This is a genomic window from Collinsella sp. TF12-2AT (assembly GCF_003436735.1).
In the GTDB taxonomy this organism is placed as follows: domain Bacteria; phylum Actinomycetota; class Coriobacteriia; order Coriobacteriales; family Coriobacteriaceae; genus Collinsella.
In genome coordinates this window covers 12,583-36,112 of record NZ_QSQK01000001.1, presented here as the reverse complement: position 1 = coordinate 36,112, position 23,530 = coordinate 12,583, and the positions used below count along the sequence as shown (strand labels likewise).

Below are 23,530 nucleotides of genomic sequence, written 5' to 3'. Positions count from 1 at the left end.
CCAGACGGCCCGAATGCGTTTTTGATTATAGACTGCGCGGCTACAGGCTGCTTGCAGCGCGAATGCCCGAGATCCAGGCCCACGCAAGGTTAAAGCCTCCGCAATCGGCGTCGATGTCGAGCGCTTCACCGCAGACGTAAAGCGGGGCGTCGACAACGCTGCGCGCGCGTAGGCTGGGTGTTGAGATGCTCTCGACAGATACGCCACCACGCGTGACCTGCGCTGAGCGCTCCTCGGCTGTTCCCTTGACGAGCAACTTAAAGTGCTTGAGGATCGAGACCAGGTGGATGACATCGTTGGAGCCTGGATGGCACTGCTCGAACGCTGTGCAGACGACGCGGGAGAGTTGCGGGGCGAGCATGCCGTCGAGCCAACGGGGATCGCGGGGCGAAAAGCCGCCGAGCAGCTCAACGCGCCGGTTGAGCGTATCGAGCAACTCGTCTTTGGAGAGGTCGGGGAAAACGTCGAGCAGGATCGTATCGCCGTGCTGGATACGACGAGAGAGGTTGAAGACAGCGACGCCCGAGATACCGAAGGTTCGAAACAGCACTTCACCGTCTTCGTGCCAGAGCTCATTATGATTGCGGGCGAGCGTCAAGCGGGCGCGGACGCGCAGGCCATCCAACGTCTTGAGCGCCGCCCGATCGCCAAAGACCGTTGCCGATACGGGGCAGAGGATGGGGCGCAGCGAAGTGAGGGGGAGGCGAAACGTATCGGCGATACCGGTGGGGTTGCCGCCCGTGGCGATAATTACGGCATGTGCCTGCAGGGCCACGTTCTTGCGAGGGACATCAGCGAGCGCTTTCCGAAGCGAGCGGAGCTCCGATTTTCGGTCGTCGTGCTTTTTTGCCTTGAGCGCCCGCGCTGGACGGTCTATTTGGAGTGCCCAGCCTTCGGAAGCTTTGTGCGCCGAGGCAACGTAGGCTCCGCAGATTAAGGTGATACCTAGGCGGTCGCAAACGTTGAGAAGCGCGTCGCGCACCGATTCGGCGCGAAGGGAGCGCGGGTACAGCCGGCCTTCCTCGGAGGTTGTCATGATACCCAGCGAGGAGAAGAAACCCATAAGCTCTTGTTCGGGCTGGGGGCCCATGACGGATGTGACGAATGCTGGGTGGTTATACCGCTGAGGATCGATCGATTCGTTGGAGAGGTTGCAGCGGCCGTTACCGGTCGCAAGGAGCTTAAGGCCGCAGGCGACATCGCGCTCAACGATGCAGACGCTTTTGCCAACGCGTGCGGCCGTAATGGCGGCGGCGAGGCCTGAAGCCCCGCCGCCGATTACCAGGACGTCATAGAAGGCGCTCGCGTTCACTTAGGCCTCGTCGGTCTCGTGCGGGGTAATAGCCTCGACGGCAGAGACTGCCTTGGGCAACATGCCATCGGGCAGCGCGGTCTCGACCTCGCCCTTATCGCAGGCCTCGGCGAGTGCCGGATTAATGGGAAGCTGCCCCAAGATGTCGAGGTTATAGCGCTCTGCGACCTCGGGGAGCTTGCTCTTGCCAAAGACCTCGATCTTCTTGCCGCAGTCGGGGCACTCAATATAGCTCATGTTCTCGACAATGCCCAGAATGGGGACGTTCATCTTCTCGGCCATGTTGACCGCCTTGGCGACGATCATCGAGACCAGATCCTGCGGGCTCGTGACGATGACGATGCCGTCGACGGGCAGCGACTGGAAGACGGTGAGCGCGACGTCGCCTGTTCCCGGAGGCATGTCGACCAGCAGGTAGTCGATGGGGCCCCACGAGGTCTCGCTCCAGAACTGCCTAATGGCGCCTGCGATGACCGGACCGCGCCAAAGGACGGGGTCGGTCTCGTTTTGGAGCAGCAGGTTGGAGCTCATGACCTTGACGCCGTGCTCGGAGATTTCGGGCAGCATAAGGTTGCCAAGGGCATGGACGTGGCGTCCACTCATACCGAACATCTTGGGGATAGAGGGACCGGTGATGTCGGCATCGAGGACGCCGACCTTGTGGCCGTGACGGGCAAGCTCGGTGGCGATGGCACCGGTGACAAATGACTTGCCGACACCGCCCTTGCCGGAAAGCACGGCGATGACGCGCTTGACCTCGGACAGCGTGTTCTCCTCAAATTGCGACGGCGACGTTTGTCCGCCGGCGGCCTGTGCGTGTTCGCAACCCATGTATGACTCCTTTGTATATGCTGGGGCCGGGGCCCCGCGATGTGACACGAGCGTCATTGTACCCTCGTTTGCGAGCGGGAGTCATTTGCGATGCGTTTGGGCCGAGCGTGCTTGCAATACGATGGGCCCAAGCGAATGGGCGGGCTTACTGAACTTTGCTGGCGAACTCGAGGTATTGCATGCGCTGCAGCTTGTCGATCGTCGAGGCGTAGGGGCTGTCTTCCGATTCCAAGTCGTAGCGCAGCCCGTCGGCACCGAGATAGCCGGCGACATTGATGGTGGGCACATCTGACCTTGTCGCAAGCAGGGCCTTTTGGTAATTGGTGAGCGGGGCGCCGATCTTATTAAGGGTAATGGCTGCAATCTCGTTTGCCCCGACGGTGTCGTAGACGTTGAGCTCGGTATTGCCGGCGATCTCATAGTTAGCCCAGACGAGATATGTCGACTGATAGATACGGAAAGCGTGGCTTGCCGTATCTTCCTGAGGGTACAGCCCGTCGTTGAGAGTCGTTGCGGCGCTCGGCTGATGGTCGCCAAAAAAGACAAGAACAACCGGTCTGCCGATGTTGCGGAGCTCGTTGATAAAGTACTCGAGGTCCCGGTCGGATGCGTTGATGCAGGTGAGATAGGTGTTGAGCGCGCTGTTGGCGCCTTCGCTGGCTCCCTCGACCCAATAGTTTGTCAGCTCTTCGGCGGGAACGGTGCCATCGTCGTAGCCGCCGTGATTTTGCATCGTGACGTCAAAGATGAACTGCGGCGCTTCGTCGGTTCTAAGCAGGTCGAGTATCTTGTCGTAGGTGGCGTAGTCGCATACGCCGGCATGGTAATAGGGCGCACCTTCGAAATCGCCGATTGAAAGAAAGTCTCCAAAGCCCAGCTGCTGATAGATTTTATCTCGATGGTAGTTGACGGGGTTTTGCGGGTGCATAGCGGTAGTGGTATACCCAAGCTCTTTAAGGTCCTTTGCCAGGCTGTTTACGCCATTCATCTGATACAGCTGATAGGGGATCTTGCCTAATCCGACAAAGGCCGTTGTCGCTCCGGTCAAAAATTCGAATTCGGAGTTCGCCGTTCCGCCACCGGCGACCGAAGCGAGCATGGTGCCGCGAACAAGTGTGTCGGGAAGCGAGTTGTAGAATGCGGGGCCGAAGTACCCGGCCGCCTGGAGCTGCTCAAAGCACGAAAGGTCGCTAAAACTCTCGTTCATGACGGCAACAATCGTCGGCTTGATTTCATTGAACTGGGCAACGGCCGCCGCGCGCTGTTCGCTCGAGCCATATGTGCTGTCGTAGACGGCGGCGAGCTCCTGCTCGATGCTCTGCGCCTCATCGGGCGTATAGTCTTCGGGCTTCTCAATGGGCAACTCGTTGACCATTTCGGTGAACGAAGTGATAAAACCCTGAGACGCATACGTGGTGATGGGCTGCCAACGGTCAAATCCAAAATCCAGCGCCTGCTCCAAGTCGATGTTGGAAAAGCCTGAGAGCCCCACAACGGTCACTAGCAGAAAAGCACAGAGGTTAGCGGCGATAGCGGGGAAGACATGGGTGGGCGTACGGAGCTTTCGCGGTCGGATGAGCGAAAGAAGCCCCAGGGAAATCTCCAGCAGGGCGAGAGAGGTTACGATTCCGGCGGTAAAGGTAAACTCGTATCCCTCGCTCACTTCCATTGCGGTGCCAAGGGCCAAGATATCGCTTGGCAGGATGGCTTCGCCTTTAAACGTTATGACGAAGTGCTCGGCAATGCCAAGGACGCAACAGACGACGGGCACGAGGACCATGACGCCTCCATGACGCTGTCCCAGCAAATAAAGGGAGAGCAGAACCGTCGCGAGCAACCCGACGGAAAACCCGAATGAGTTGGCGGGAATGCGATAGAACGTTTCGTTGCAGGCAATTTCGATTGAAACGAACGAGAGCGCTGAAACAGCGGCGATGACAAGGATGTCGCGGCAAATACAGGCAACCGTTCCCGTCGCAAGGTCGGTTTGGTCGATAAGTCCCGAAACCAAGGGCTCGACAAGAAGCATGACGGCGGCAGCACCGAGCGCCGAATAAGAAAGGACCCATAGGGAGCTGCCCTCATTTACGAGCGATTGATTCGTAATCCATGCAGCTACCACGCCGAGCGGGATGAGGAGCGTCGCGCACCAAAAGACGCGGGCAATGGGTGGCTTTTCGTTGCGTTTGATTGAAAAATACACGCGCACGACGACGGCGGCCACGATAAGGACGGCGATGAATATGGGCAGATTGGCCATGTCGCTCGAAGTGATTTCAAGGGGGATATCTTCGGTCATGGACGTTCCTCTGGTACAGCAAATTAAGTTCAGTATTAGATTACTGTAACCTTTCCACGGCATTTCGAGAAACAAAGCGCCCGATACGCAAAGCTAAAGGTCTGCGAATCTTGTATTACGAACATCTGTGCGCGTCGAGTGCGCTAAACTCATCGGCAGTATGATTCGATGCAATAGGAGGCAAGGAGCTTCCATGTCTGATTCCTCTATCGTTATTCGCGGCGCTCGTGAGCACAACCTCCGTGATATCGATGTTTCCATTCCGCGTGACCAACTCGTGGTCATTACCGGTCTTTCTGGCTCGGGCAAGAGTTCGCTGGCATTCGACACTATCTATGCCGAGGGCCAGCGTCGATACGTCGAGAGCCTTTCGAGTTATGCGCGCCAGTTCTTGGGCCAGATGGACAAACCCGACTTGGATTCAATCGACGGCCTTTCGCCGGCGGTGTCGATCGACCAAAAGACGACATCTAAAAACCCTCGCTCGACGGTTGGCACCGTAACCGAGATTTATGACTATCTGCGTCTGCTGTTCGCCCGTGTGGGCACCCCGCACTGTCCCGAATGCGGCCGCGTCATTGAGCGCCAGACGACCGACCAGGTCGCCGATAAGGTCCTGGCGGCGGGGGAGGGCCGCCGCGCGTTTGTGCTGGCACCGGTGGTGCGCGGGCGAAAAGGCGAGTACACCAAGCTGTTTGAGGACCTTCGCGCCGAGGGCTTTAGCCGCGTGCGTGTCGACGGCGAGGTTCGCTCGCTTGATGCCCCTATCGATTTGGATAAGAAATTCAAGCACGATATCGAGGTCGTGGTCGACCGCATCGTGATTCGCGAGAACTCGCTGGGCCGTATTGCCGAGTCCGTTGAACAGGCGACTGCGCTGGCGCACGGCAATGTGAACGTATACTTGCTGCCCGACCGCGACGCTCCCGAGGGGACCGAAGGCGAGTTGCTGGAGTATTCGCTGGCGTTAGCGTGCCCGGAGCATGGACACTCCATCGATGACCTGCAGCCGCGTGATTTCTCGTTCAACGCGCCCTATGGCGCGTGCCCCGAGTGCGATGGCCTGGGCTTTAAGAAGACGGTCGATGCCGAGGCCCTAATCGAAGACCCCTCGAAGTCGATCGCCGACGGGGTCTTTGGCAGCCTGTTTGGCAACTCTAACTACTATCCGCAGATTTTCGCTGCGGTCTGCAAACACTTTAAGGTGAGCGTCGATACGCCGTGGGAGGATCTGCCTCCGCGGGTGTGTCGTGCGTTTTTAGACGGCATGGGCGACCAGAAGATTTCGGTCGACTATCAAAAGCTCGATGGGCGCCGCAGCCAGTGGGACACCAAGTTCTCGGGTGTGCGCAATATCCTGTACGAGCGCTATACCGAGACGACGAATGAGAACACCAAGGCGCGCTTGGAGAAGTACATCCGCGAGGAGCCGTGCTCGAGCTGCCACGGCGCTCGTTTGCGCCCCGAGATGCTCGCCGTCACCGTGGGCGGCAAGTCCATTTACGAGGTTTGTTGTCTGTCGTGCCGTGAGTCGCTCGAGTTTTTTGAGGGCCTGGAACTCACCGAGCGCCAACAGTTTATCGGCGGACGCATCGTCAAGGAAATCCTGGAGCGCCTGCGTTTTCTGGTCGATGTCGGACTCGACTATCTGACCCTCGATCGTGCCTCGGCGACGCTTTCCGGAGGCGAGGCCCAGCGCATTCGCCTGGCAACGCAGATCGGCGCCGGCCTCATGGGTGTCCTGTACATTTTGGACGAGCCATCGATTGGCCTCCATCAGCGCGATAACGAGCGCCTGATCAAGACGCTTGAGCGCCTACGCGATATCGGCAATACCGTCATCGTCGTCGAGCATGATGAGGATACGATTCGTGCTGCCGACTATGTGATCGACATGGGCCCCGGCGCGGGCGTGAACGGCGGACACGTAGTCGCGGCGGGAACGCCTGCCGATATCATGGCGTGTCCCGAGTCGATGACGGGCGCTTATCTGACCGGCAAACGAATGATCCGGGTTCCCGATGAGCGCCGCAAGCCCGGTCGCGGCTGCCTTAAGATCACGGGCGCCCGCGCCAACAACCTCAAAAACGTTACCGCCAAGATCGAGTTTGGTACGCTTACGGTCGTTACCGGCGTGTCGGGATCGGGTAAGAGCTCCCTGGTTACCGACACTATCGCACCTGCCCTTACGAATGCCATTCACCGTTCGACGCGCCCTGTGGGTCCGTATAAGAAAATCGAGGGCATCGAGTGTATCGATAAGGTTATCGATATCGACCAGTCGCCGATTGGCCGCACGCCGCGTTCCAACCCTGCTACGTACATTGGCCTGTGGGATGATCTTCGCGCGCTGTTTGCGAGTACGCCGGAGTCGAAGGCGCGCGGCTACTCGCCGGGACGTTTCTCCTTTAACGTGAGCGGCGGTCGCTGCGAAGCATGCAAGGGCGACGGACAAATTAAGATCGAGATGCACTTCCTTCCCGATATCTATGTCCCCTGTGAGGTCTGCGGCGGCAAACGCTATAACCGCGAGACGCTTGAGGTCACCTACCGTGGTAAGACCATCTCGGACGTGCTCGACATGAGCGTCACCGAGGCACTGGCCTTCTTTGGGAATATCCCGCAGATTAAGCGCAAGCTCCAGACGCTGTACGATGTAGGCTTGGGCTACGTGAGCCTGGGCCAGCCCGCTACGACGCTCTCGGGCGGCGAGGCGCAGCGTGTGAAGCTCGCCAAGGAGCTTCATCGACGCCAGACGGGCAAGACGTTCTATATTTTGGATGAGCCGACGACCGGCCTTCATTTTGAGGACGTCCGCCAGCTGCTCGATGTGCTGCAGCGCTTGGTCGATGCGGGCAACACGGTGCTGGTGATTGAACACAACCTTGATGTCATCAAGGTTGCCGACCGCCTGATCGATATGGGCCCCGAGGGCGGTAACGGCGGCGGAACCGTCGTGGTTTCGGGCACACCGGAGCAGGTTGCGGACTGTCCGCAGAGTTATACGGGCAAGTTTTTGGCGCCGTTGCTCAGGCGTGACCGGGAGCGTCAGGCTCAACTTGATGCTCAATAAATAGGCGATTCAGTTTATGGGCGCCATCGACTCCTTGTGATTCGATGGCGCTTGCTGTGTCGAAGTGACGTATGCAGCCGAATTGGACATATACTTAATCCTTGCGTCCGAATGCGAGGGAAAGGATATGCCATGGCAAAGGCTGTAAAGACGCCAAAAACCAATGCGATGCGCGAGCTGGAAAGCGCCGGCATTTCCTATGTTCTACATACGTACGAAGACGATGGTGATGAGTCGGCGGGCCTGGGGGTCGCGATTTCGGAGCAGCTTGGCGAGGAGCCCGGACAAGGATTTAAGACCTTGGTCTGCGTGACGCCGTCCAACGACCACGTCGTGTGCTGCATCCCTGTTGCCGACGAGCTCGATCTAAAGTCCGCCGCGCGTGCCGCGGGGGAGAAGTCCTTGGCCATGATGCATGTGAAGGATTTGCTTGCGGCGACTGGCTACGTTCGCGGCGGCTGCAGTCCGGTCGGTATGAAAAAACGCTACCGGACGCTCATTGATGAGACATGTGTCCTTTGGGATACCATTTTTATTTCGGGAGGCAAGCGTGGTTATCAGCTTGAGCTTGCACCTGATGATTTAATTGCATTTTGCGGGGCGACGGTCGCCCCGATTACGAGAGAGGACTGAGCGATGCCGCAGGAAGAATTGAAGTGCGGAGCTCATTTTGCAAAAGAATCTGCGCCTCAGACACCCTCATCCGAAGCTTCTTCGTCGCGAGACGACACTGACGACATGGGCTCGTCGGACTACTCCACGGTTGGTCGTTCCGCCGGGCTTATGACCATCCTGACCATCGTGTCTCGCGTCACCGGTTTTATCCGCACGTGGGCAATGGCGGCCGCTATCGGCATGTCGCTGCTCTCGTCTTCCTATCAGGTCGCCAACAACCTGCCCAATATGCTCTACGAACTCGTGATGGGCGGCATGCTCGTGACGGCGTTTTTGCCCGTGTACATGGGCGTGAGGCGTGAGCAGGGTCGCGAGGCCTCTAACGAGTACGTGGGCAACCTGCTCGGTATTCTGCTATTGGTGCTGGGTGGCATTTCGTTGCTGGGGACCGTGTTCGCCCCGGGCTTTATCTGGACGCAATCGTTCCTTTCGGGTGACGGCGGCAGCATGGATACCGCTGCGTTCATGTTCCGTTTCTTTGCCATCCAGATTCTGTTTTATGGTTTGGGCTCGGTGTTTTCGGGCGTCCTCAACGCACACCGCGACTACTTCTGGTCGACGTTTGCCCCGGTCCTCAACAATGTGATCGTCATTGCGAGCTTTATGGGCTTTGCGCCCGTGTCCGCACAGTTTGGCGAACGTGCCGGCATCATCTTGATTGCGGCCGGTACGACCCTCGGTGTCTTTGTTCAGATGGCATGTCAGATCCCCGCGCTTGGCAAGCACGGCGTGCATCCCCATATCCATATCGACTTTAAGGACCCCGCACTGCGCCAGACGATTGCGCTCGGTATCCCGACGCTGCTCGCCACGGTGTGCATGTTTGTCTCGACTTCTATCACCAACGCTGCTGCGCTGGTGGTCCAGCCCGAGACTGGTCCTTCCGTCATCGCCTATGCGCGCCTGTGGTACACGCTGCCCTACGCGCTGATTGCCGCCTCGCTTTCGACGGCGCTCTATACCGAGCTCTCTCACGACGCACAGGAGAAGGATTACGACAGCGTCCGCACGGGCATTTCGCGTGGCGTCGCCCAGATGCTGTTCTTCCTGATTCCATTCGCGCTGTACCTGATTGTCTTCGCGCGTCCGCTCAACATGATCTACTGCGCTGGCAAGTTCGATGAGTCCGGTGTGGCGCTGGTGTCGGAGTTCCTTATCTACCTGGCACTTTCCCTGCCGCTCTACGGCGTGGTCGTGCTGATGCAGAAGAGCTTCTCTGCCTTGCTCGACATGAAGCCCTATAGCCGCTATTGTCTGTATTCCGCCATCGGCCAGGCCGGCTCGGTTCTGCTGTTTGGCGTTGTGCTGGGCTTCGGTATGCCGGCAATCGCGCTTTCGTATGTCGTCGACTACGTGATCTTGGTCGGTTGCTCGCTGTGGTGGCTGCGTCGTCGTCTGCGTGGTCTTCAGGTTAAATCTATCCTGCATGGCGGTTTCTTTGGCCTTTTGCTCGGTGGCCTGGGTGCTGCCGCAGGCGCCGGCGTCATGTGGGCGCTTGAGCACTTTGTCGGGGCACTTGGCGGCTCGATTCTGATTACTCTTGGCTACGTTTGCGTTGCGGGTGTCGTCTCGCTTGCTGTTACCTTTGGCCTTGCCGTCGTCCTTAAGATGCCCGAGGTCTCGGCGCTGATTCGTCGCAAGTAGGTGCGCGTGGCCGGTCACGACAACATTCCAACGCTTGCCGAGCAGGTTTCGCGCGTTCCCACGCAGCCCGGCTGCTACCTTTGGAAAGACGCCAAGGGCGATGTCATCTACGTGGGCAAGGCGAAAAACCTGCGCGCCCGTATGCGTCAGTACGTGACGCTGCAGGACGAGCGCCAGAAGATCCCGCTGATGATGCAGCTGGTGGCGAGCTTTGACTATATCGTGGTGGAGACCGAGCACGAGGCGTTGGTGCTCGAGCGCAATTTGATTGGTCAGTACCATCCGTACTTTAACGTCGACCTCAAGGATGACAAGAGCTACCCCTTTATCGCCATTACAAAGGGCGACCTGTATCCCGCTATCAAATACACGCGTGAGCGTCATAAGCCGGGAACGCGCTATTTTGGACCTTATACCGATAGCCGCGCGGCACGTGAGACGATAGATACGCTGCGCAAGGTTATCCCCATCTGCTCCGCATCCTGTGCGGAGTGGCGTCGTTGTCGCCGTATCGTCGAGTCCCACAAGGGCGAGGAAGACATCGTCAATATGATTTGCGCGCAAAACGGGCGCCCCTGCTTTGACTACCATGTCGGGCGCGGCCCGGGTGCGTGTGTCGGCGTGATTTCCCCGGCAGACTATGCCAAGAACGTCAAGCGTGTCGAGCGCTTTTTGTCGGGCCATCGCAAGGATGTCGTCGATGAGCTGACCTCCGAGATGACGGATGCCGCTGAGGCGCTCGACTTTGAGCGCGCGGCACGCGTCAAACGTCGTTTGGAGGTCATCAGGGGTCTGGACGATCGTCAGCAAGTCGTTTTTCCCTCCAGTGTCGATATAGATGTCATCGGTTTCTATCGCGAGGAGACCATCTCCGCCGCTTGCGTCTTCGTCGTTCGCGAGGGCCGAACAGTTCGCACCTGCGAGTTCATTCTCGACAAGGGTCTTGATGTTGACGAGGAAGAGCTCCAGTCGGGCTTTCTTAAGCGCTATTACGACGAGACGGCTGATATTCCAGCTGAGGTCAACCTTTCCGTCGAGCTTGAGGATGCGGAGGCGCTGGGGGAGTGGCTTGCGGGCAAGCGTGAGCGTTCCTGCCATCTCCATAGGCCGCAGCGTGGCGAAAAGCACCGTCTGCTCGATATGGCATCCAAAAATGCGCGCCATGCTCTCATGCGCTACATGATGCGAACGGGGTACGCTGACGACCGCACCAATCAAGCGCTCCTGGAGCTCGAAAGTGCGTTGGCGCTGCCATCGCCGCCGTTGCGTATCGAGTGCTTCGATATCTCTACACTGCATGGCACCTTCACGGTCGCCTCGATGGTGGTGTTTACCAACGGGCGCGCCGACAAGAGTCAGTATCGTCGTTTTAAAATTCAGGCCGAATTGGACGAGGCAAACGACTTCGTGTCGATGTCCGAGGTTTTGGGACGACGTTATGCTCCCGAGCGTATGACCGACGAGCGCTTTGGCTCGCGCCCCGATTTGCTCGTTGTCGATGGCGGTAAGCCGCAATTGACCGCTGCGATCAAGCAACTTGAGGCTCTTGGGCTCGATATACCAGTTTGTGGCTTGGCAAAGGCCGATGAGGAGGTTTTCGTGCCTTGGGACGAGACTCCAGTCGTGCTGCCGACCGGGTCCGCGTCGCTCTATCTAATTAAACAGGTGCGCGATGAATCGCACCGTTTTGCCATCACGTTCCATCGCGAATTGCGCGATAAAGCCATGACGGTTTCGGTACTCGATGACGTTCCAGGCGTGGGACCCACCAGAAAACGTGCCCTTATGCGCCATTTTGGCTCGATGAAGCGTTTGCGCGCGGCGAGCGAGCAAGAGATCGCGGAAGTTCGAGGCATTCCTGCCGATGTCGCCAAAGCGGTTCACGAGGCGCTCGTTGCATGGAATGCCGAGCGCGCCGAGGCGGCGGCAAAGCAATCCGAAAACTAAACACGCCTCTAAACAACTGATATACATGATTGCGTGATTTTCAATCATTTATTTCACGGCGATTACCAGCCGATTTCGGGTTTAATTAACGCTAAAACGTTTGACTAGCCATGGTGAACAACCCTGCTATCCTGCGGGTTGACGAAGACTGATATCTCACCTCGTCGATACATACTGTCTGGCGAATCGTTTGTCAATGAATTCGGTGAACGGTAGTAAATACCGTTCAAGCGTATGTATGTATCGGTCGCCGAGCGCGGCACCTCAGTTGGGTTCGTCGGTAGGTAAGGTATATATCGTCCGCAAGTTGCGCGGGGGCACGTCTAGGTGCTCCCGGGTAAGATTCTCTATTGATAGGAGAAGACATGGCCATCATCAACAAGGGTATGTCCAGGCGTTCGTTCCTCGGCCTCACCGGCAGCGTCGCTGCTGTCGCAGGGCTTGGTCTCACCGGCTGCGGTGGCAGCTCCAACGACGAGGGTTCCGCTTCCGGTTCCACCGATTCCGCCAACCGTGGCGGCGGCGTGATCACCGCTGGTTCCGCTTACGCTCCGTCCAGCTTCGATCCCGCCAGCACCGGCTCCGCTGTGGGCCTGGGTGCTAACTGGCACGTCGTCGAGGGCCTCTACGGCATCGATTACCACGACTACAGCACCTTCAACGAGCTCGCCACCGACGATCCCAAGTCTGTGGACGACACCACTTTCGAGGTCACCATCCGCAAGGGCGCCAAGTTTTCCGATGGCACCGAGGTCACCGCTGACGATGTCGTTGCCTCCTACACCGCTTGCGCCGCTTCCGCTACCTATGCTCCGTTCTTCCAGCCCTTCGAGTCCATCGAGGCCAAGGACGCCAGCACCGTGACGGTCAAGACCAAGGTCCCCAACTTCTCCCTGCTCAAGGATCGTCTGGCCATCGTCCGCGTTACCCCGGCCACCCAGACCGAGGAGGATCGCGCCAAGCAGCCGATCGGCTCCGGCCCCTGGATGTACGACTCTATCTCCGATACCGAGATCACCCTGGTTCCCAACCCCGAGTACAACGGTGAGTATGCTGCTGAGGATAAGAAGATCCAGTACAGCATCCTGACCGACCCCACCGCTCGCGTTACCGCTCAGCAGGAGGGCTCCACGCTCGTTATGGAGCTCGTTACCGCTGACGCCGTCGACCAGCTCGAGAGCGCCGGCTGCAAGATCGATAACGTTCAGGGTTTCGGCACCCGCTTCATCATGTTCAACGTCGCCAAGGAGCCTTGGAACAACGTCAAGGTCCGTCAGGCTGTCATGTATGCGCTCGACACCGAGAAGATGGTCAGCAACACCTTCGCCGGCCTTGCCACCGCTGCCAGCTGCTACCTGCCCAAGAGCTTCACCAACTATCATGAGGCTTCCACGGTGTACAAGACCGACGCCAAGAAGGCTAAGAAGCTCATCGAGGAGTCTGGCATCACCCCGGGTGCCATCACCCTGCGCACCACCGACAACGAGCAGATTAAGGGCATGGCCGCCCAGGTCAAGAACGACCTCGACGCTCTCGGCTTCGATGTGACCATCCAGACCGATACCTCGCCGGCCACCTACGCTGCCATCGACGGCGGCGAGGCCTACGATATCCTCCTTGCCCCTGGCGATCCTTCCTGCTTCGGCGCCGACCCCGACCTGCTGCTCAACTGGTGGTACGGCGACAACGTCTGGATGCAGACCCGTTGCCCGTGGAAGGAGTCCGCTGAGTGGCAGAAGCTCCACAGTCTCATGGACGAGGCTCTTGCCGCCGAGGGCGACGAGCAGCAGAAGAAGTGGAACGAGTGCTTCGACATCATTGCCGACAACGCCGTTCTGTACCCCGTTGTCCACGTCAAGACCGTCTCCGCTTCCTGGGACGATCCGTCCACTGCGCCCAACGGCGAGGCCCTCGATGGCTTCAAGGGCATCGGCACGACGAGCATGTCCTTCAGGGGCGTTGCGACCGTCAAGGCGTAAGACTCGCTTGAGTCTGTATGCAGGATGTCGGTCGTTGGGACCGTATCCTCATAGTTGAAACAAAGACCCGGGCGACCTCGATGTCGCTCGGGTCTTGTAATGAGTATCCGTACTCATATACCAGTTGGTCCTACCGACAAAAGAAAGGGGAGAGAACGTGAACAACTTGCTACGTTTGATTGGAAGGCGTCTTGTGGCGCTGCCGATCATGGCATTGGGCGTCACCGTCCTGGTGTTCTTCCTTATGTCGTTCTCCAAGACCGACCCCGCCTACACGGCGTTGGGTGACGGTGCCTCGCCCGAGGCGGTTGCCGAGTACCATGAGAAGTATGGTCTGGACGACCCCTGGCCCGTGCGCTACGTGCGCTATATGGGCGATTTGATCCATGGCGACATGGGCACCTATGGTGCTGCTCGCAACTCCGTTGCCAAGCGCATCTCCACGGCCCTGCCCGTCACGATGCAGCTGACCTTCATCGGCCTTGCCATCGGTGCGGTCGTTTCGTTTTTGCTCGGCGTCATCGCGGCACTGTATCGCGACAAATGGCCGGACCAAGTGATCCGCGTCTTTTCCATCGCCGGCTTGGCAACCCCGTCGTTCTGGCTTGCCGTTCTGTTGATCCTGCTGTTCTCTTCCTACCTTAAGGTGCTCCCGGCATCGGGTGCTCTGCCTCACTTCACCACGAATCCGGCTGGTTATCTGGGCCGCATGATTATGCCCGCCATCGCCTTGGCATTTCCGCTGACGGGCCAGATGACTCGTATCGTGCGTACCGCCATGGTCGAGGAGCTCGACAAGGACTATGTCCGTATGGCTCGCGGTGCCGGCGTTCCCGAGAAGGTCGTCGTCGGTATCAACGTTCTTCGCAATGCGCTGATCACCCCGGTCACCACCCTCGGTCTTAAGATCGGTTACCTCATGGGCGGCGCCGTCGTCATCGAGGTTATCTTCAACCTCCCCGGCATGGGCACCGCGATTCTGCAGGGCGTTCAGGGCAACGAGGCGAACCTGGTTCAGGGCGTCGTTATCGTCGTTGCTCTTGCCTTCATCATCATCAACATCGTGGTTGACATGCTCTACCTGCTCATCAACCCGCGCATCAGGACGGTGTAGATTATGGTAAAGATTCGAGAGAAGCAAACCGAGCAGCTCGAGAAGGCTGCCTCCAAGGGGCTCAAGCTCGGTGGCTGGAAGAAGATGACGCTGTCTTCTAAGATTGCCGCCGTCGTGCTGGTGCTGGTCGCCCTGACTGCGATTCTGGCGCCCCTTCTTGCCCCCTATAGCCCGGTCGAGATCTTTACGGCTCGCCAGGCTCCCGGCAACGGATTTATCTTCGGTACCGACGATAAGGGTCGCGATATTCTGTCGCGTATGCTCTACGGTGGTCGTTACTCGCTGATTATCGGCTTTGGCGCCACTGCCATGGCTCTGGTCTGCGGCTCGGTCGTGGGCGCCCTTGCAGCGGTTTCGCGCAAGGCCGTCTCCGAGACGATCATGCGTATCTTGGACATCATCATGTCCATCCCGGGCATCGCCCTCGCGGCCGTCTTCGTCTCCATCCTGGGCAACTCCGTGCCGTCGATCATCTTCGCCATCGGCTTTATGTACACTCCGCAGATTGCCCGTATCGTGCGCGCCAACATCGTGTCCGAGTACGGCGAGGACTATGTCCGCGCGGTCATCGTTTCCGGCGCCAAGGCTCCGTGGATTTTAATCAAGCATGTTCTGCGTAACTGCATCGCCCCGATCATGGTCTTCACCGTTACCCTAGTCGCCGACGCCATCATCTTCGAGGCTTCGCTGACCTTCATCGGCGCTGGTATCCAGGAGCCCACCGCTACCTGGGGCAACATCCTCGCCGACGCCCGCGGCGGCGTGCTCGCCGGCCGTTGGTGGCAGGCGTTGTTCCCGGGCCTGGCCATCATGATCACCTGCCTGGCGCTCAACATCCTCTCCGAGGGCATTACCGACGCCATGGCCGCTGCTCCCTCCGCCGCCCTGGATCCGACCGATTCCTCCAAGCGCCGCGAGGCCGACCTGCTGGTCTCCGACCCCGTTCGCGCCTACAAGGAGCAGGCCCAGTCCCTCTCCGCTCGCCTTGGCGCCCTGCGCGATGTCGAGCTCAAGCGTGACGATCGCCATGTGCCCGACGAGTCTGTCGAACCGATTCTCTCGGTCCGTGACTTCTGCATTCAGTTTGAGCATCACGGTGATATCAACGTCGTCGACCATGTCAACTTTGACGTCCGTCCTGGTCAGACCATGGGCCTGGTGGGCGAGTCCGGTTGCGGTAAGTCCATCACCACGCTGGCCATCATGGGCCTGACCGACGACGATGAGCACCTTTCCGGCGAGGTCCTCTGGGAGGGCCGCGACCTGCTCAAGATGAGTAAGAAGGAGTGGTTCGGCCTGCGCGGTACCGATATCGCTATGGTCTATCAGGACGCCCTGTCCTCGCTCAATCCCTCCATGCTCATCTCTGCCCAGATGAAGCAGCTCACCAAGCGTGGCGGCACCCGTAGCGCCGAGGAGCTCCTGGAGCTCGTGGGCCTCGACCCCAAGCGTACGCTCGAGAGCTATCCGCACGAGCTTTCCGGTGGTCAGCGTCAGCGCGTTCTGATTGCTATGGCCCTTACCCGCGACCCCAAGCTGGTCATCTGCGACGAGCCCACGACCGCCCTGGACGTTACCGTCCAGAAGCAGGTCATCAAGCTGCTCAACGATCTTCAGGCCAAGCTCGGCTTTGCCATGATCTTCGTCTCGCATGACCTGGCGCTGGTCGCCGAGGTCGCCCATAACATCACGGTGATGTACGCCGGTCAGGTTATCGAGCAGGCGCCCACCAAGGAGCTGCTCACCAACCCGATCCACGAGTACACCCGCGGTCTTCTGGGTTCCGTCCTGTCCATCGAGAGCGGTTCGGGCCGCCTGCACCAGGTGCCCGGCGCCGTTCCGAGCCCGCGCGATTTCCCCAAGGGCGATCGCTTCGCGCCCCGCTCGAGCCATCCGCGTATTGGCCTGGACACCCGTCCGGTCTTCAAGCGCGTGCCCGGCACCGAGCACTTCTATTCCGAGCTCCCCGACGAGGTGCTCAAGGCAAATGGTTTGACCCCTCACGCGGAGGTGATGTAGATGAGCGAGACCGCAGTCAACGGCGTCGAGCCGATCATCTTCCTTGATGACGTCCACGTCACCTTTAGGACCCGTACCGGCTCGATTCTGCACCCTAACCTGGTTCACGCCGTCCAGGGTGTAACGATTAGGCTCATGCCCGGTCAGACGATCGGCATCGTCGGCGAGTCCGGTTGCGGTAAGTCCACCACCGCCAACGTCATGTGCGGCCTGCAGGCCCCCACGAGCGGCAAGGTCTACTTTAAGGGCAAGGACGTTACCAAGCGTACCGCCGAGGACCGTCGCCACATGGGTCGCGTCATCTCGGTCGTGTTCCAGAACCCGGCCACGGCACTCAACCCCCGCATGGTCGTTCGCGAGCAACTGCTCGACCCCATGCGCGTCCACAACCTGGGTACCGAGGCCGAGCAGGAGAAGCGCGTCAAGGAGCTCTTGGAGCTCACCGGTCTGCCCAGCTCCGCCGCCGAGGTTCTTCCCGGCCAGCTTTCGGGCGGCCAGCGCCAGCGCGTCGCAATTGCCCGTGCCCTGTCGCTGAACCCCGATGCCATCATCGCCGACGAGCCCACCTCGGCTCTGGACGTTTCGGTCCGCGCGCAGATTCTGAACCTGCTGACCGACCTTAAGAAGGAGCTCGGCCTGGCCATGGTGTTCATCAGCCATGACATCCAAACGGTCCGCTATATCTCTGACGACATCATCGTTATGAATGGCGGCAAGATCGTCGAGCAGGGCGAGGCCAAGCAGGTCTTCCAGCACCCCCAGGACCCCTACACCAAGATGCTGCTCGGCGCTGCGCCGTCGCTGCTGCATCCCAAGCTCGGCGAGTAGCCTCGCTTTCCCTCCCGTGCGCCCGGTTCCCTTGCCGGGCGCACCTCCGTTGCGATTTCGAAAGGTTGGGTTCACGAGCCATGCCAAGTGCTCAGGAGCTACAACATCAATTTGGTGAATATCGAGGCGCCATGCCCCGTCCATCAGATTTCGATCTCTTTTGGAAGGATCGCATGGCCGAGGCCGACGCGGTCGGGCTTGACTATGCGATCGAGACGGCATCGGTCACAGATGCCGTGACCTGCCAGCTTTTCGACCTCTGGTATACCGGCATGTGTGGCGCTCGCCTGCATGCCAAGTACCTTAAACCCGTCTCGGACGAGCCCGTGCCATTGGTACTTCAGTTCCATGGATATCCGGGTGCAAGCCGCAGCTGGTTTGAGCAGGCGTCGTTTGCGGGCATGGGCATGGCACTCATCGCCCTCGACTGCCCCGGTCAAGGAGGTCCCTCCGAGGACATTGGTGGATTTGAGGGCACAACGGTCGCGGGCCATATCGTCGCCGGTATCGACGGCGACCCGGCCAACCTCTACTATGTCCGCTTGCACCAAGATATTCGCATCCTGTGTCGCATCGTTCGCGAGCTCGAGGGCATCAATCTTGCCCGTGTGTTTGTGAACGGCGCGTCGCAGGGCGGCGGTTTGGGCATTGCGACCTGTGCACTTAACAGCGAGCTTATCAATCGCGCCGCCATCCTCTATCCCTTCCTGTCGGATTTCCGCCTGGTCTGGGATTTGGATGCCGACGACATTGCCTACGAGGGCCTGCGCTATTGGTCTCGCTGGTTTGACGAGGACTCGACTCGTATCGACGAAGCCTATGCCAAGCTGGCGTACTTCGATTCCAAGAACTTTGCCCCTATGGTCAAATGCCCCGTGCTGTTTGGCACCGGCACAGCCGATACCGTCTGTCCGCCAGCGACGCAGTTTGCGGTCTATAACAACCTGACCTGTGAAAAGCGTCATGAGTTCTTTGAAGGCTTTGGCCACGAGGAGATTCAGGATTTTGACGATCTGATCATTCCGTTTTTCTGCAAGGGAGGGGAGGCTCATGTCTAAGTGCGAGAGCAATGTCGGCGAGCTGATTGTCCCCGACCTTGTGGGGATTCCCGGGACGGTTTCGTCAAGGCTCGCTGAATATCGGGACTGGCACGGTGATGTTCAGGCAGATGTTTCTGATTTGGAGACATGTGCTATGGATCTTGAGATTCAAAGCCTGACCATTACGGCGATCGATTTCGCCAATCCGTATGCCCGCTACTCTGAGGTTTCCTTTGAGCTTGGTGGCGATGTGGTCCACGCACGTTTGATCGAGCCTGCCGGTCGCGCCCGAGCATCCGAGCTTGTGCCGCTATGTCTGATGTTTCACGACATCGACCGACCCGTGCGGGGATGGCATCACATGACGAGGTTTGCGGCCATGGGATATGCCGTGCTTGCGCTGGACGATGAGGCGATTGGACCCAGCGATCTGCGGCAGGGGATTACCTCGCCTGCTTTTGTCAGGCGCGTCCGTTGGGGCTGCGCGTTGGCGGAGGTCGCGCGCAATCTTGATGGCATGGACCCCGACCGCATCTTTGCATGGGGCGAGGGTCTTGGCGGCGGAGTCGCGCTGGCGGTTTCTGCTCTGGACGAGCGGGGCCTCGCCCGCACGGCGGTTGCCAATCCGCTTCCTGGCGGCCTCGAGGTGCTGTCGTCTCGGGTGCGCGGATCGGTGCTCATGGACACATCGCTTATGGATACCGTGAGCGATCCCAAGGATCAGTTTGCCGTATTCAACGGTCTTGAGTGTGACCGGAGGCATATCATCTATGCAAAATACGCTCACGAGCGCATCAATGCGTTCGAAAACGAAGTCGTAGACTTTTTTAACCAAACGTTCCACTCGTGTTCTTTGGCCTAGACGGCCTGGACACTGCCAACAAGAGTGGGTGGCATAGGGCCGCCCGCCAGACAACTAAGGAGATTCTTGTGGCAACTCAGAAATTCACCGGCGTTATCCCTCCCGTCGTTGTTCCCGATACCGAAGATCACCAGCTCGATGTTGCCTCCTTTGAGCGCAGCATCAACCGCATGATCGATGCCGGCGTCGATGGCCTGTTCTTCTTGGGCTCTTCGGGTGAGGTCGTTTTCTCCACCGACGAGCGTCGTCGCCAGATCATCGCCGAGGCCGTCCGCATCGTCGACCACCGCGTGCCTGTTCTGGTCGGCATCATCGATACCGAGACCGAGCGCATGATTGAGCACGGCAAGGTCGCTCAGGAGCTGGGCGCCGATGCCCTCGTCGCCACCTGCCCGTTCTATGCCCTGCAGGGCATGACCGAGGTCGAGGAGCACTTCCGCATCCTGCACGAGGAGCTTGACCTGCCCATCTTTGCCTATGACATCCCCGTCTGCGTTCACACCAAGCTCCCCTGGAAGCTCCTTGCCAAGCTCGGCGCCGAGGGCGTCCTTGCTGGCGTCAAGGATTCCTCGGGTGATGACATCTCGTTCCGCTACCTCGTTCAGGAGAACGAGAAGAACGGCCATCCGATGAGCATCCTCACCGGCCACGAGGTTGTTGTCGACGGCGCTTACCTCGGTGGCGCCGACGGCTCTGTCCCGGGTCTCGCCAACGTTGAGCCCGAGGGCTACGTTCGTCAGTGGAAGGCCGCTCAGGCTGGTGACTGGGCTACCGTCAAGGCCGAGCAGGATCGCCTCAATGAGATTTCGCACATCTGGGATGTCACCTCGGGCGTCCAGGGCTATGCCGGTGGCGTCGGCGCCTTCAAGACCGCTATGAACCTCATGGGTATCTTCGACAGCCCGACCATGCCGCGCCCGGTGAAGGCCATGACCGGCGAGAACGTCGAGGCTATTAGGAAGGTCCTCCAGGACAACGGCCTCCTGTAAAGCTTTCCCAGGCACCCGACCTCGCCGTTCAACCGTGTGGCCATGACTATTAGGTCAATGGCCACACGGTTTCTCGGCGATCTTGGGCACCAGGAAAACCTTTACTGCGCTGTGACGGCTAGCCTGACGGCGCATTTCCTATAGTTGTTTTTTATCTCCGAAGGAGAGCGACATGGAGAACAAGTACGTCTGCTCTGTCGATATCGGCGGAACTAAGATTGCGACTGCCATTATGGAGTATCCGGCTGATGGCAGCGTGCCCCATCCGGTCTTTGAAGCTGAGGTTCCCACCGAGGCCCAAGAGGGCGGTGAGGCCGTCTTCCAGCGTATCGAGGCGTCCATCAAGGCTGCTCTCGAGGCGAATCCCGATGTCGAGGTCCTTGGCGTCGGTATCGGTGCCGCCGGCGTCGTCGATCCCAAGACGGGCGCCATCGCGTATGCCAATGAGATCATGCCCGGCTGGTCCGGCGTTCAGTTGGGGCCGCGTCTGCGCGAGGATCTCGGTCTTCCCGTTGCCGTTGTAGGCGACGTGCAAGCTCATGCTCTGGGCGAGGCCCACTGGGGCGTCGGCAAGGGCAAGTTCTCCGTCTTGTGTCTTGGCATCGGTACGGGCATCGGCGGCGCATATGTCGAGAACGGCCGCGTGATGCAGGGCTTCCATGGTGCTGCTGGCCATATGGGCCACATCGAGTGCTCGGCTGCCGCCGGCATTCCCTGCGCCTGCGGGCGTTCCGGCCATCTGGAGTCGGTTGCTTCGGGCACTTCCATTGGTCGTATGTACGATGAGCGCTTTGGCCGTGTCGACCCCAGCCGTCCTTCGGTCGGTCGCGATGTGAACGACCTGTGCCGTGCAGGCGACGCAAAGGCGACCGAGGTCATCCATGATGCCGGCTTTGCGTTGGGTGCCAGCTTGGGCTCGCTCGCTAACATCCTGGACCCTGAGGTCATCGTGCTTTCGGGCGGCGTGATTCACCAAGGTCCCGATTGGCGTTCGCAGACGTGGAAGGATTCGGTGCACGAGGGCTATGCCAGCCAGGCGCTCGATCCGCTTCAGGACACGCCGATCCTCATCGGTTCTCTGGAGGGCGATGCTCCGCTCATCGGTGCCGCTGAGCATCTTCTTGCCTCGTTGAAGTAAACGTATCTGCTGTAGGAGCCTCCCGAGACAACACGCCTCGGGAGGCTGTTCTGAGAAAGGTTGCAGCCTTATGACCGTCGATCCTTTGATTCAATCCCTGAAGGGCAAGCTCGTCGTGAGCGTTCAGGCGTATATGGGCGAGCCGCTTCGTACGCCCGAGACCATGGCTCAAATGTCTCGCGCTTGCGAGCTTGGCGGCGCCGCCGCCATTCGCTGTCAGGGCCTTGCCGACATTGCCGCCATTAAGGGTCGCTGTGAGGTTCCTGTTATCGGCCTGTGGAAGGATGGGCACGAGGGCGTTTACATCACGCCGACGCTGCGTCACGCTCGCGCCTGCGTTGCCGCGGGTGCCGATATCGTGGCGATCGATGCCACCGATCGTCCGCGCCCCGATGGCAAGACGGTCGAGGATACCTTCCGTCCGCTGCACGAGGAGGGTGTGCTCCTGATGGCGGATTGTGCCACCATCGAGGACATTCGCCGTGCGGTTGATATGGGCTTCGACCTGGTATCTACCACGCTCTCTCACGGTGTCGCCGCCATCGACTGCACCATGGCCGATGGCCCCGACCTGCCGCTCCTGCGTCAGGCGACCGAGGAATTCCCCGGCCTTCCCATCATTTGCGAGGGTCGCGTGCATACGCCCGAGGAGGCTCGCGCCGCGATCGATGCTGGCGCCTGGGCCGTTGTCGTCGGCACCGCCATCACGCACCCCACGAGTATTACAAGTTGGTTCAAGGCTGCGCTTGAGGCGTAAGACAGGCCTCGTATCCGCTCGGGGCGGTATACTCAATAAAGGCAATTGACCGCGCGGGATCCGGGTTGCTGGGTCCCGCGCTTGTTTTCGGGAGGCAGCACATGCAAAAGGGAGATGCCATGGATGCGGCGGAGCGCTCGGAGCGCATCCCCGATATCGTCATCATCACCGGAATGTCCGGATCGGGCCGCACGCAGGCCATGCACGTGTTCGAGGACATGGGCTATTTTTGCATCGATAACCTGCCTCCGCGTCTGATCGCCCAGCTTGCCGAGCTCGTCGGCATTAATACGGGCGTGGGCAGGCATCTCGCCGTCACCTGCGATTTGCGTAGCCAGGGCTTGTTCGATGAGCTGCTCGATGCGGTCGCCGCGCTCGAAGAGCGCGAGATGAGCTGCGACATCGTGTTCCTGGAGGCTTCTGACGAGGTGCTGATTCGTCGCTACAGCGAAAATCGCCGCCGTCATCCCATTGCCAAGCCGGGGGAGACTACGGCCGATGCCATTCAGCGCGAGCGCCTTCAGCTGCAGGGCGTGCGCGATCGAGCCGATATGATTATCGACACGAGTCGTCTGCGCACCTCTGCGCTGCGCAACAAGCTACGTATGGCATTTTCCGAGCTGTCCGACCAACAGCTCATGGACGTCCATGTGTTCTCGTTTGGCTTTAAGCACGGCATGCCCGTCGAGGCGGACATTATGATCGACGTCCGCTTCCTGCCCAATCCGTTTTACGATCCCGAGATGCGCACGATGACCGGTCTCGATAAAAAGGTCTCCGATTTTGTTCTGGACCACCCCAAGACGCAGGAGTTTTGGAAGGCTTGGACACAGCTGCTCGATACGGTGATGCCGGGCTATATCGCGGAGGGTAAGCCGCAGCTTTCTATCGCCATCGGCTGCACGGGCGGACAGCACCGTAGCGTCGCCATTGCCGAGGCCACGGCCCGTTACCTGGAAGGCGCCCAGTATCACGTGAGCATCTCCCACCGCGACCTGTCGCGCGCCAACACGAAGGCATAGG

General features: G+C 59.5%; 17 protein-coding genes. 14 read left to right on the top strand and 3 right to left on the bottom strand.

Annotation, left to right across the window (positions count from 1 at the left end; genetic code table 11):
* Positions 1 to 40: 40 nt before the first annotated feature.
* The 3 genes from DXD24_RS00140 to DXD24_RS00130 all read right to left on the bottom strand — a co-directional run bounded on the left by DXD24_RS00140 (position 41) and on the right by DXD24_RS00130 (position 4,442).
* Entirely contained in the window at positions 41 to 1,312 is a 1,272-nt protein-coding gene (locus DXD24_RS00140; RefSeq protein WP_117564881.1) for an NAD(P)/FAD-dependent oxidoreductase, read from the bottom strand.
* Positions 1,313 to 2,143, bottom strand: a complete 831-nt coding sequence (locus tag DXD24_RS00135) for an Mrp/NBP35 family ATP-binding protein (RefSeq protein ID WP_022094864.1) — start codon at positions 2,141 to 2,143, stop codon at positions 1,313 to 1,315.
* Between the two features lie 145 nt (positions 2,144 to 2,288).
* The gene (locus DXD24_RS00130; RefSeq protein WP_158548973.1) at positions 2,289 to 4,442 is read right to left on the bottom strand and encodes an LTA synthase family protein; all 2,154 of its coding nucleotides are present in this window, start codon (positions 4,440 to 4,442) and stop codon (positions 2,289 to 2,291) included.
* Positions 4,443 to 4,635: 193 nt separating this feature from the next.
* On the opposite strand from DXD24_RS00130, the gene uvrA reads away from it, so the two are divergent.
* From uvrA to rapZ, 14 genes are all read left to right on the top strand, one after another.
* Positions 4,636 to 7,515: an excinuclease ABC subunit UvrA gene (gene uvrA, locus DXD24_RS00125; RefSeq protein ID WP_117645696.1), complete on the top strand. Its 2,880-nt coding sequence runs from the start codon at positions 4,636 to 4,638 to the stop codon at positions 7,513 to 7,515.
* A 132-nt stretch (positions 7,516 to 7,647) separates the two neighbouring features.
* Positions 7,648 to 8,148: a Cys-tRNA(Pro) deacylase gene (gene ybaK, locus DXD24_RS00120; RefSeq protein ID WP_089573609.1), complete on the top strand. Its 501-nt coding sequence runs from the start codon at positions 7,648 to 7,650 to the stop codon at positions 8,146 to 8,148.
* Positions 8,149 to 8,253: 105 nt separating this feature from the next.
* Complete coding sequence (gene murJ, locus DXD24_RS00115) at positions 8,254 to 9,834, top strand: murein biosynthesis integral membrane protein MurJ (RefSeq protein ID WP_117564878.1); 1,581 nt, start codon at positions 8,254 to 8,256, stop codon at positions 9,832 to 9,834.
* Positions 9,835 to 9,840: 6 nt separating this feature from the next.
* Positions 9,841 to 11,781, top strand: a complete 1,941-nt coding sequence (gene uvrC / locus DXD24_RS00110) for an excinuclease ABC subunit UvrC (RefSeq protein ID WP_370446213.1) — start codon at positions 9,841 to 9,843, stop codon at positions 11,779 to 11,781.
* 365 nt (positions 11,782 to 12,146) lie between these two features.
* Positions 12,147 to 13,760, top strand: a complete 1,614-nt coding sequence (locus tag DXD24_RS00105; protein ID WP_117564876.1) for an ABC transporter substrate-binding protein — start codon at positions 12,147 to 12,149, stop codon at positions 13,758 to 13,760.
* Between the two features lie 157 nt (positions 13,761 to 13,917).
* The gene (locus tag DXD24_RS00100; protein WP_055251823.1) at positions 13,918 to 14,874 is read left to right on the top strand and encodes an ABC transporter permease; all 957 of its coding nucleotides are present in this window, start codon (positions 13,918 to 13,920) and stop codon (positions 14,872 to 14,874) included.
* A 3-nt stretch (positions 14,875 to 14,877) separates the two neighbouring features.
* Positions 14,878 to 16,893, top strand: a complete 2,016-nt coding sequence (locus DXD24_RS00095) for a dipeptide/oligopeptide/nickel ABC transporter permease/ATP-binding protein (RefSeq protein WP_035138893.1) — start codon at positions 14,878 to 14,880, stop codon at positions 16,891 to 16,893.
* Complete coding sequence (locus DXD24_RS00090) at positions 16,894 to 17,721, top strand: ABC transporter ATP-binding protein (protein ID WP_089573612.1); 828 nt, start codon at positions 16,894 to 16,896, stop codon at positions 17,719 to 17,721. It begins immediately after the preceding gene.
* An 80-nt stretch (positions 17,722 to 17,801) separates the two neighbouring features.
* The gene (locus tag DXD24_RS00085) at positions 17,802 to 18,779 is read left to right on the top strand and encodes an acetylxylan esterase (protein WP_117564875.1); all 978 of its coding nucleotides are present in this window, start codon (positions 17,802 to 17,804) and stop codon (positions 18,777 to 18,779) included.
* Positions 18,772 to 19,623: an acetylxylan esterase gene (locus DXD24_RS00080; RefSeq protein WP_117564874.1), complete on the top strand. Its 852-nt coding sequence runs from the start codon at positions 18,772 to 18,774 to the stop codon at positions 19,621 to 19,623. Before DXD24_RS00085 ends, DXD24_RS00080 begins: the two co-directional genes overlap by 8 nt.
* Before the next feature lie 68 nt (positions 19,624 to 19,691).
* Entirely contained in the window at positions 19,692 to 20,612 is a 921-nt protein-coding gene (locus DXD24_RS00075; protein ID WP_089573615.1) for a dihydrodipicolinate synthase family protein, read from the top strand.
* 172 nt (positions 20,613 to 20,784) lie between these two features.
* A complete protein-coding gene (locus DXD24_RS00070; protein ID WP_022094876.1) occupies positions 20,785 to 21,750 on the top strand; it encodes an ROK family protein in 966 nt (321 codons plus the stop codon).
* Positions 21,751 to 21,820: 70 nt separating this feature from the next.
* A complete protein-coding gene (locus DXD24_RS00065; protein WP_022094877.1) occupies positions 21,821 to 22,507 on the top strand; it encodes an N-acetylmannosamine-6-phosphate 2-epimerase in 687 nt (228 codons plus the stop codon).
* 101 nt (positions 22,508 to 22,608) lie between these two features.
* Entirely contained in the window at positions 22,609 to 23,529 is a 921-nt protein-coding gene (gene rapZ / locus DXD24_RS00060; protein ID WP_022094878.1) for an RNase adapter RapZ, read from the top strand.
* Position 23,530 lies beyond the last annotated feature (1 nt).